The 11,131-nt window shown below is 44.9% G+C and carries 7 protein-coding genes and 1 pseudogene; 4 read left to right on the forward strand and 4 right to left on the reverse strand.

Annotated elements, in window-relative coordinates; all coding sequences use genetic code 11:
- A partial coding sequence (locus tag AM228_RS30435; RefSeq protein ID WP_156332120.1) for a hypothetical protein occupies positions 1-151 on the reverse strand: 151 nt, incomplete at its 3' end.
- 101 nt (positions 152-252) lie between these two features.
- On the reverse strand, positions 253-2,523 hold the full coding sequence (psaA, locus tag AM228_RS27775) for a photosystem I core protein PsaA (RefSeq protein ID WP_054470190.1): 2,271 nt from the start codon (positions 2,521-2,523) through the stop codon (positions 253-255).
- 735 nt (positions 2,524-3,258) lie between these two features.
- On the opposite strand from psaA, the gene AM228_RS27780 reads away from it, so the two are divergent.
- Together AM228_RS27780 and AM228_RS27785 are read left to right on the forward strand one after the other, a co-directional pair.
- Positions 3,259-4,905, forward strand: a complete 1,647-nt coding sequence (locus AM228_RS27780) for a hypothetical protein (protein WP_190878250.1) — start codon at positions 3,259-3,261, stop codon at positions 4,903-4,905.
- A gap of 213 nt (positions 4,906-5,118) precedes the next feature.
- A complete protein-coding gene (locus tag AM228_RS27785; RefSeq protein ID WP_054470192.1) occupies positions 5,119-5,688 on the forward strand; it encodes a restriction endonuclease in 570 nt (189 codons plus the stop codon).
- An 11-nt stretch (positions 5,689-5,699) separates the two neighbouring features.
- Here AM228_RS27785 and AM228_RS27790 read toward each other — a convergent pair whose 3' ends face one another.
- Both AM228_RS27790 and AM228_RS33800 read right to left on the reverse strand, forming a co-directional pair.
- Positions 5,700-6,815 (reverse strand): site-specific DNA-methyltransferase, encoded by a 1,116-nt coding sequence (locus AM228_RS27790; protein ID WP_054470194.1) that lies wholly within the window; start codon positions 6,813-6,815, stop codon positions 5,700-5,702.
- A gap of 540 nt (positions 6,816-7,355) precedes the next feature.
- Positions 7,356-7,658, reverse strand: a complete 303-nt coding sequence (locus AM228_RS33800; protein WP_156332121.1) for a hypothetical protein — start codon at positions 7,656-7,658, stop codon at positions 7,356-7,358.
- A 6-nt stretch (positions 7,659-7,664) separates the two neighbouring features.
- Between AM228_RS33800 and AM228_RS27795 the strand changes: the two genes are divergently transcribed.
- On the forward strand, positions 7,665-8,546 hold the full coding sequence (locus AM228_RS27795; RefSeq protein WP_054470196.1) for a hypothetical protein: 882 nt from the start codon (positions 7,665-7,667) through the stop codon (positions 8,544-8,546).
- A 477-nt stretch (positions 8,547-9,023) separates the two neighbouring features.
- Positions 9,024-11,131: pseudogene (locus tag AM228_RS27800) on the forward strand (hypothetical protein); the annotation flags it as partial.

Consider the following 11,131-nt stretch of genomic DNA (forward strand, 5'->3'; position numbering starts at 1 on the left):
AGTGCGAGGCAAAAATCTTTTGATAGAGATTTTCCTCGGTCATCCCATCATGGCTTTCAAAGTCGTGGGCTGTGGCTATCCCGTACCAGATCCGCCGCGTCGTCGGATCTGCCGCCAGGTCTTGGCTGAATTTGGGGAATTTTGTTGCCATAAGTCCTTAAATAAATCTCGCAAAATCTTGAGCTTGAGACTTTAGGTTTTGGAACAAGGAGAGATCCTCCTCATTCCAAAATCCTTAATTCTCAATCAAGATCATCCCGAAACTGAGATGACCCGAGCTAGGAAGAATGCCCAAGTGGTGACAATTCCTCCTAAGAGGTAGTGAGCTACGCCCACGGCCCGACCCTGAATAATGCTCAGAGCACGAGGCTGAATTGCTGGAGCAACTTTGAGTTTGTTATGAGCCCAAACAATAGACTCAATCAGTTCTTGCCAGTAGCCGCGACCACTGAACAGGAACATGAGGCTGAAAGCAAACACAAAGTGACCGGCTAAGAACATCAACCCGTAAGCTGACAAGGCCGAACCGTAGGAGTTGATTACCTGAGAGGCTTGCGCCCAGAGGAAATCACGCAACCAACCATTAATGGTAATTGCACCTTGAGCAAAGTTACCACCAGTGATGTGTGAAACCGATCCATCTGGTGCCACAGTGCCCCAAACATCCGATTGCATCTTCCAGCTAAAGTGGAAAATCACAATGGATAGAGAGTTGTACATCCAGAACAGACCCAGGAACACATGATCCCAACCAGATACTTGGCAAGTGCCGCCACGGCCAGGACCGTCACAGGGGAAACGGAAGCCCAGATTCATCTTGTCGGGAACTAGACGAGAAGAACGGGCAAACAAAACACCCTTAAGTAGGATTAGAACGGTAACGTGAATGGTGAAAGCATGAATGTGGTGAACCATGAAGTCGGCGGTGCCGAGGGTAATTGGCATCATGGCGACTTTGCCAGCTACGGCGACCACATCACCGCCAAAAGCAACGCTGGCAGTTGCACCGGCATAAGGAGCGGTGTTTCCAGGAGCCAAGGTGTGCAGGTGTTGCACCCATTGAGCAAAGATCGGTTGTAGTTGAATCCCAGTGTCGGAGAACATATCCTGGGGACGACCGAATGCCCGCATGGTGTCGTTATGAACGTACAAACCAAAGCTATGGAAGCCTAGCCAAATGCAGACCCAGTTGAGGTGAGAGATGATGGCATCTCTGTGCCGGATCATGCGATCGAGCAGGTTATCAACATTCTTGGCTGGATCGTAGTCACGAACCATGAATATTGCACCGTGAGCCGCTGCACCAACAATCAGGAATCCGCCAATCCACACGTGGTGGGTAAACAGAGATATCTGAGTTGGATAGTCAGTAGCAATGTAGGGATACGGGGGCATCGAGTACATATGATGCGCCACGATGATGCTTAAAGAACCCATCATTGCCAGGTTAATGGCTAGTTGAGCATGCCAAGAAGTTGTGAGGATTTCGTACAGACCTTTATGGCCTTCCCCGGTAAACGGACCTTTATGTGCTTCCAGGATTTCTTTCATGCTGTGACCAATGCCCCAGTTTGTCCGGTACATGTGGCCAGCAATAATGAAGAGCACAGCGATCGCCAGGTGATGGTGTGCGGTATCAGATAACCACAAGCCACCAGTGACTGGGTTTAAGCCACCCTTGAAAGTGAGGAAGTCAGAATAAGCTCCCCAGTTTAGGGTAAAGAATGGCGCGATGCCGCTGAGACCACCCCACTGCACTCCCGGATACAACTCTGTCATCAAGCTGGGGTTGAGGATAAATTCGTGGGGCAGGGGAATATCCTGTGGTGCCACGCCTTTATCCAACAACTCGTTGATTGGCAGAGAAACGTGGATTTGGTGTCCGGCCCAACCAAGGGAACCCAGACCCAACAATCCAGCGAGGTGGTGGTTCATCATAGACTCAACGTTCTGGAACCATTCCAGTTTTGGAGCCCGCTTGTGATAGTGGAACCAGCCAGCAAATAGCATCAAACCAGCCATTACCAGGGCACCAATGGCGGTGCAGTATAGCTGGAATTCATTGGTGATGCCGGATGCACGCCATAGCTGGAAGAGTCCAGAAGTAATCTGAATCCCTTTGAAGCCACCGCCGACATCGGCGTTTAAGATTTCTTGACCAACAATTGGCCAAACAACTTGAGCGCTGGGCTTGATCCCGGTGGGATTACTCAGCCAAGCTTCGTAATTGGAAAACTTAGCGCCGTGGAAATAGGCACCACTTAACCAAACAAAGATGACGGCCAGGTGGCCAAAGTGTGCGCTAAAGATTTTGCGCGATACGTCTTCTAAATTGCTGGTATGGCTGTCAAAATCATGAGCGTCAGCGTGCAGGTTCCAAATCCAGGTTGTGGTTTTGGGGCCGCGAGCTAAGGTGCGGTCAAAGTGACCGGGCTTACCCCACTTCTCAAAAGAAGTTGGCACCGGATCTTTGTCCACGACTACCTTTGCTTTTGCCTCTCGCTCTGGAGGGCTAATTGTCATCTAGACTCTCCTCTCTTTGGACGGGGAATTAAGGATTGCTCTACTTGAGGTATTACTAAACAGCAACACTTGTCTTTTAAAGCGGAGCTTTCTTTAAGTTACTTTACAACAAAGCTGCTGGAAATTAAACGGATCTGAATTTGACTCCTGTTTAATCCACGCTTGGGAAAGATCACCCAATAGCTCCTGTAGCAGAATGCTACTCGCTTTCGCCAGACTATCCTCAACAGAGTTCTACTGTTGTTGCATTATACTTGTTACTTCCGCTTTTTATAAACGGTAATTAACAATACTTTAAATTTCTCAAGTTTTGAGCTTCTCGAAAGTAGAAAATCAAAATTCAGAGCAAAAGTCAAGAGTATAACTAAAAAGTTAACAGAGCTTAACAATCCCCATAAACTTTACATAACTTAAAGTTTTATCTGGGGTGCGATCGCGGAGACTGTGATTCAGCAAAGGCTACAGGACATATATATCAAGAAGTATGAGTGATTTAGATTGGTGGTGCAGACCCGCGCCGATGTTCTCATGGGCAAGGCGTTCGCCTGAAGATGTCTTACTCAGATGAGAAAAAAATCAATGCTTGTTATTTAATAGTCTGATACAAACCAAGTTCAACCAGCGTTAAAGCCTGAGTGACATCGCTTACATAGAAGTAAGTGATTAAAGATACAATTAATTTTTTATGTGGCATATCATCAAAAATTTCAATAGATAGCTTGGGAGTATTGCTAAGTGTTTGGCAAAAATTGGCTAATAACTACTCTAAGAAGAGTCTTGATTGGTTTGTTGTTCCTGGGATTAGTTTTGACTACCGTGGGATGTGGCGATCGCCTAGAAGTCGAACCCGAAAACGAATTGGTTGAAACGGTGGCTCCGACCCTAAGAGCAAAAATTGTGGAAGTGTCTCCCCCTGCCGGGATCCAAAAGCTGCGTCAGGCTTTTGATCAATATCAACCGCAAGTCAGGATTTTGAGTCCTCAGCCAGATGAAATGATCGAAGCTGAAACCGTGAAGGTGCAGCTAGAGATCAGAGGACTGCCGATTTTCCAAAATTCTCAGTTGGGTTTGGGGCCGCATTTGGAATTTATCTTAGATAACCAACCGGCCAGCAAAATTTACGATCTGAATCAACCCTTGGTGTTGGAAGATTTGCTACCTGGAACTCATACGGTTAGAGTGTTTGCAGCGCGTCCTTGGGATGAAAGCTATAAGAATCAAGGGGCTTATGCTCAAACGACTTTCCATATATATACGAAAACTGAAGCGAATAACCCTGACCGGGCAAAGCCTCTGTTAACCTACAATCTCCCGAAGGGAAGTTATGGGGCAGAACCGATTATGCTGGATTTCTATTTGAGCAATGCCCCTTTACATTTGGTTGCCCAAGAAAATCCTGATGATAATATTGTGGACTGGCGAATTCGGGTGACGGTGAATGGCAGCAGTTTTGTGGTAGACCGTTGGGAACCGATTTATCTGAAGGGGTTTGACCCTGGGGTGAATTGGGTCAAGTTAGAATTTTTGGATGAACAAGGCAACTCCGTTAATAATGTGTTTAACAATACGGCGCGATCGCTGACTTACCAACCTCGTGGTAAAGATAGCCTATCCAAATTGATTCGTGGTGAACTGTCATCGGCTGAAATCCGTGGTCTGGTGAATCCTAATTACCCAGTGCCGACACCAGAGACGACAACACCAGATGTTGAGGTAATACCAGAAGAGATCCCCGCAGTCATTCCACAGCCGATCGTGTCTGAGCCCATTTCTGAGCCAGAGATTTCCGATCAAGAACCTGATCAAGAGGCGATCGAGAAAGAAATTGAGGAGCCTACGGTAGAAAGTCCCGCAGTAGAGGTAATTCCCGAAGCGGTGCCGGAAGAAATTCCTCAAGCAGTCACCCCTAAACCTGAGATCGAACCGATTATCGAACCGATTATCGAACCGATTTCTGAACCAGTGTCGGAAGAGGTGACAAAAGAGGAAATTCCCGCAGGTTTACCCGTGACCCCAGAGGAAACCGTTGAGAAGACTGTCCCGGAAGCATCTAAACCCGTGACAGAATTAACTACTCCGACCGCAGAGGAGTCCGCAGAAATACCGGAAACAGTTACACCAGTAGAAAAAGTGGAAAAAGCGGAAACTGTGGAAAAAGCGGAATCAGTGACATTGCCAGAGGAAACGACAAGAGACACGGCAACGACTGAAACGCAAGAATCAGTAACATTAAAAATCCGTGCAATGGTCGAGGAGGCGATCGCTCAAGTTTTGGATTTTGTGAATGGTTTGATTTCTTTTGTCAAAAATATCCATATAGATGTCAATGTTCCCTTGTTAGGGGGAGAATCCCAGGCACCAGCACCACCAGCAGTAGATTAAAGAAACAGAAACACAGAAACCGGGTTTTTTTGCGATTTTCCCCAACTGGGTAAAACCGAGAAAAAACCCGGTTTCAGGAAAAAGCTAAAAATTTTAATTGCATAAAGGGAGGCAAAAGCGATTCTCATTCAGTTTACAGATTTTAATGCTGCTAATACCGTGATCAGTTCATGCCAATCGGAGTGTGATGAACTAATTAGTGTTCTGGAATCTATGCCACTACATCTTAAACCTTCGGCTCAAGCAGGAATTCAGGGGAATCCAATTTTTGATCCCATTGGCACCAACGAATATATTAAAACTGAGTTGCTTAAGCGAGGATGGGAAAAGAATATCCCAATTCCTAAACAATACAATTTTTTAGGAACAGATGTTGACTTTGGCAAACTCGGTTTGATTGGAGAAAGCCAATTTTCCAACTATCCATTCTTGCTTAACAACACTATCAGAGCAGAATTATTCTTTAAAGCAAAAATTAAATTTGGTGGTCAGAATACTAAACTTGTATTCATAATTACCAAAGCGCAAATGTTTCCAGCTTCTAACAGTACCCTGTACTATGAACAAGCAATCAAACAATTGAAAGCATTAGCTGAATACGGTGTTTTTGATGTTCCCATAAGAGTCCTCGGTTTATTTGAACAAGTAGATAAAACAGTTCCAGTTAAATGGACTTTATATGGGCGTGAACGATCCAGAATTGTTACACATCAGGAAGATATTCAGTGCCAGATTAGTTCCAAAAATAAGGTCAGCAATCGTTGTGTAATTCGATTGATGTAAAAGCTAATAATTTACTTCCATAAATCTAGTTCTATTTGTTCTGCTGTTCCGAGATTTTTTATAGGTTCATCTTTTATTTTTCCATTGCCATTTAGCTTTGAGTCAATTGGACGTTGCTCGTTCCGTAAATCAGCCGCAAATACTGATTCTTCATACATGAGGCGTTGTTCCATTTCTTGTAAGTGATATTCTTCGGGATAAATTTTGGCTTGACTCCGTGTAGATGCAGTTTTACCCACTTGTAAATCAAATCGGAATTTTTCAATGTTTTCTCCGGTTTTTTCTACATAATCTCTCAGGGTCTTTAAGTTGGGAAAATATCCATTAATATCTGGTTTTCCCTGAAGCCTACGCAAGGCAACTTGATGATATTTCGGATCGAGTTCTGCTCCCAGAAAGTCTCGCTGATAATCTCTGGCAACTACGGCAACGGTGCCCGATCCCATGTATGGATCTAAGACTAAATCACCGGGTTGTGTGGTGGATAAAATAATTCGAGCGATTAAATCTTCGGGAAATTGACAGGGATGAATGGTTTGTTCTTCATGGTTATGTTTGACATTTCTAAACATCCAGATATCTCCGGGGTTTTTGCCGTCTGGGTTACAGGATAGTTCTCCTTTGCGATCGCCCCGATAATGTTTCTTATTTTGGTACTTCTGCGGCACCCGAATGGCATCCAAGTTAAAGATATAGTCATCGGACTTGGTAAACCAAAGAATCGTTTCATGGCGGCAGGAAAATTTTTTCCTGGCATGGAGTCCATGTTGTCTTGCCCAGATAATGCGATTTATTGGAATTAAGCCACAAGACTCTAAAATGGGAAAAAAGCGAATATCTAGAGGAATTAGCATTCCTCGATCTGCAAAAGCGCCCACTTGCCAGAAAAGTGACCCAGTTTTTTTAAGAATTCTGGTACATTCTTCTAGGATGATCTTTTGTTCGGCTAGGTAAATATCTAAAGCTTGCTTTGCTTCGTATTCTTTCCCCAAGTTGTAGGGAGGTGACGACACAATTAAATCAACGGATTCATCGGGCAACTGACAAAGTAATTCTTGGCAATTTCCTAATAAAATTTGATTGATCACTTGATTTAGCCCTAAATTTGCTGTGAATTTAGTTAACATTGTTTGATTAACCTGAAAAAATCAATAAATAATTTATTGATTTAATTGATTTATTTAATAATATCATATTGTATATAATTTTGAAAATTTTAAAAAGTCGCTAAAAAATATACATAAATCTTATTTTTTTGGATTTTTTCTGACTCTATGAGGCAAAACCTAATTCCAGAAACCCGGTTTCTAACCGCTTCAGGTTTCTGGAATTAGGGTTTTTTTGGGGCAACTTTCGGCTTTCCAAGAAACGGGGTGAGAAACCGGGTTTCTTGGAAAGCCGAAGTCAATTAACCCCAACACCTGAAGCGGTGAGAAACCGGGTTTCTATGTAGGGGCAGGTGGGGAGGCAGATATTTCTTAGAGAAACCCGGTTTCTTGTCCCTGGGGTGGGTTATCATAGTAAGTCTAACCCTGAAAAGCGGACTTGATATCAGTCCAAAAATAAGTTCTGTTACATAGTCTAAAGTAACATAGAAACCCGGTTTCTTGTCCCTTGGCTCTGAAACCGGGTTTCTTAAGTTAACCTTTGCTACCAACCAACAACTCTTATAGAAACTCGGTTTCTTGGAAAGCCGAAGTTGAGGAGGTTAGAAACCTGGAGAGGTTAGAAACCGGGTTTCTATGTAAGGGCCGTTGGGTTGGCAGAGGTTGACTCAAGAAACCCGGTTTCTTGTCCCTGGGGTGAGAAACCGGGTTTCTTAAGTTAATGCTACCAACCAAGAAACCGGGTTTCTTGAAGAAACCCGGTTTCTGAAGTTGGTGGCAAAAATAATCAGAAGAAACCCGGTTTCTAACCTCTCCGTTTCTGTTTTGAATGCTATAATCCAAGGAAATATCGCATCTCACCATCTCGCCATGTCCCACACTCAGGATAACTCCCCCTTCAGTGGCGATTCCCAACTCGATCGCTTAATCCAATCTTTGGGAATAGACCTAAATTCTCACAGCCACTCCCATACTGATGCTACCGCTGATTCACACAACCACTCACACAACTTTTTACCACAGCCAGATTCGGTCAGTCATGGATTACAGGCAGAACCGCATCAAAATTTCACCAATTCCGAAACTCACTATCACCCTCACTTCCAGAATCATCCTAACTCCTTAGATTTAGGATCTCATCACTCAGGATTTGATCAATATATCGGTCAAAATCATCTCAGCGAATTAGCCCATCATCATCTCACCGAGGGGTTAAATCATACCCCTGAACCTTTCTATCATTCCCCTGAAACAGCCCTAGACCACCCCTTAACTCAGGCAGACCAGCCAACAGATTTAACCGATTTAATTCATACCCAAAATTATCATCAAGAGTATCATCATCAAGAGCATCATCAGCAATATAATCAAGAACACCTAGCATCCCATCATCATGGGGAAACCGCCACCAATTCCCCCTGGGAACATCAACAACAAACCCTGAATTACACCAGTTCTGGGGCGATTACCGAGCAGGATGATAATGCAGTTTATTTTGATGGCAATAATGTTTGGTGGCATGGGACAGGATGGGGAAAAGCGGGCACTGTAGATGGACATAAATATTATCGGGGTGACAAATATATCGGACGTTTAGGAGCAGATTTAAACGTTTACAATTCCGATGGGAATAAAATCGGTTATGTCACTCCTAGCGGATGCGCCTATTCTACGAATGGCAAGCTATTTGCTACTGGATCCACTGTGCGTTGGGCAGCGGCTACTTTGGTGTTTAACACTTGCACCCAGTAAAACCCCTGGGACAAGAAACCGGGTTTCTTGGGTTAACCTTTGCCACCCCACCGGCCCCTACATAGAAACCCGGTTTCTAACCTCTCCAGGTTTCTAATCGCTTCAGGTGTTGGGGCCACTTGACTTCGGCAAACAAGAAACCGGGTTTCTATGACATTTGTTCGTTGGTAGCAAAGGTTAACGCAAGAAACCCGGTTTCTGGGCCGCCCCAGGGACAAGAAACCGGGTTTCTTTAGTCAACCTCTGCCACCCCACCGGCCCCTCCATAGAAACCCGGTTTCTAACCTCTCCCGGTTTCTGGGGCAATCTGCGTTAACTTAATACTTATGGCAAAATTTGACTAAACAAACCCGGTTTCTACCATCTCCAAACAAGAAACCGGGTTTCTATGAGAGTTGTTAGTTAGGTGGCAAAGGTTATCTGAAGAAACCCGGTTTCATAGGCAACCAACCAATCAGGAGGAGTAAAAATGAGTCTTTGGGATGCAGCGAGCGAAATGGTCACAACTACCGCCTTAGTCTTTCCCCCCCACAAATTGCGGGGGCGATCGTCCAACGGCTAAATGAAATAGACCGCATTAATTCTCAATTTGCCCTGCAAGATAATCAGCAGGAATTTCAAGCCAGAATGCAAGGCAATCAGCAGGAATTTCAGGCCAGAATGCAAGGCAATCAGCAGGAATTTCAAGCCAATGTAGAAAAGTTGAGAACTGCTGCTCAATTTGCCCTGCAAGCCAAGGGGCAAGCCTTTCAAGCGGAATTGGAAGCGGTAAAAATTGATACTCAATTTGGCCTGCAAGACCGGGGACACGAATTTCAAGCGGCTTTGGAGGGAGTGCGGCAAAGATTTAACCGGGAGATGGAAGAATATCGGCAGTTTTGCGAAAATGCCCGATTGCAAAAACGGCAAGATTTTGAGCAAGAACAGCTAACCCGACGGTTGCAACATGAGCAAAGTTTGGAAGCATACCGCCGGGAAACGCAACTGATTTTATCCCGTGCCCAGTTGCTCATGGCCTTAGAATTGGCTGATGATAAGGAAGTGCGCGAAAGTTTCCCCCTAAAAACTCCCGCACGGGTTATCTTGAATGCGTACAAAAACTATCAGAATAATCTCGCTCCCATTCCTCTGTTAGTGGTGATTTCACCGCCAGCGTTGGAGTTTGAAAAATTCCCTAATGCGGCGCAGGGGTTTAGTCGCATTGAAGCCCGGTTGACCGATGAAGTGCAGGAATTTTGCAAACATTACCCCCTGACCAGTGAAGTAAGACCCGTGAGATATCAAGGGGCGGACTGGGAAACTAAATCTGCTCATGGGAAAAGTGCGGTGGATGTGCTGCATCACGTTTTGAAATCGGTTCCCACGGTGGTTTTGGAGTCCAAGGTTGATGGGGATTTCCTGCGGATTTATTTAGCCGGTTGGGATGTGCTGGAAAAAACGCCGCACTATGAAAAGGTGTTGACGGTTCCCTGGAAAGAGGTTTTATATCCCATCGCCCGCAAATATGCCCAGAAGTGGCGAGAATACCGGATGACGCTTTTAGACAAAAACAAAACCCTGGAAGAAATTCAGCGGCGGGGTGGGGATGATGAACTGAATTTGTTAATTTTGGAGGAAGAGGAAGAAGATAAGGAATTTGGGTTTGGCGGCAAAGAGGACTACAAGTACAATGTCAAGGAAGAGAAGTACATTCAAGAACTATCGCAGTTTTTGGGGATTTGCCACTGCATTTTAGTGGGGCTGATGGCGGACCGCTACCATTTCACTCATGGGGATACGCCGCCGAAGTTGCCAGAACTGCTGCCGGGACTGCTGGAAAAGGTGCCCAGTCAGAGTTTAAAGGAAATGCTGGTGGCTGAGATTGTTGCCAGTTATCAAAGTCTCTATCAGTTGACTGGGGTGGAACGCCCGAATGCGATTCCTTATTTATTTTTGGATTTGGCGCTGAGTTTGAGTGGTTTGCCCGATAAGTCTTGGGCGAAAAACCAGGTTGAATATTCCCTGCTATGTTGGTTGAGTTTGCGAAACCTCAGCAATGGTGTTGTTGCGGAAAAATCTGGGTTGCGGGAGTTGTTGACTGTATTCACTTCAGCCTTAATGGAGGCAGACGCGGAATATTTGCAAAAGCTAATCGCCTGTTTGAGTCGGTTTGAAGGGGATTATCAGCAAATGATGCAAGAGGCAATGCAGCAACACGCGATCGAACTCAAACGCCAACAGGAGGCAGAACTCAAACGCCAACAGAAAGGAGAACTCAAGCCCCAACAGAAGGGAGGACTGAAACGCCAACAGAAGGGGGAACACCAAAACCAGCTACAAAATGCCTCAGTTGTTCGCATTTTCACTCGAGGTCATGTTTTCACTCGAGGTCATGTTACTTGCCTCGCCATCAGTCCCGATGGGGATACTGTTGTGAGTGATAATCCTTACGGAAATATTGAGGTTTGGCGGTTGAGTAATGGTAAAAGAAATTCTACCCTCAATGATAATTCTCCAAATGCTACTTGCCTCGCTATTAGTCCCGATGGGCAGACTCTTGTCAGTAATGACAATAAGAAGGAAAATATTAGGGCGTGTCATCAATT

Origin of the sequence: Planktothricoides sp. SR001 (assembly GCF_001276715.1) — a bacterium.
In the GTDB taxonomy this organism is placed as follows: domain Bacteria; phylum Cyanobacteriota; class Cyanobacteriia; order Cyanobacteriales; family Laspinemataceae; genus Planktothricoides; species Planktothricoides raciborskii.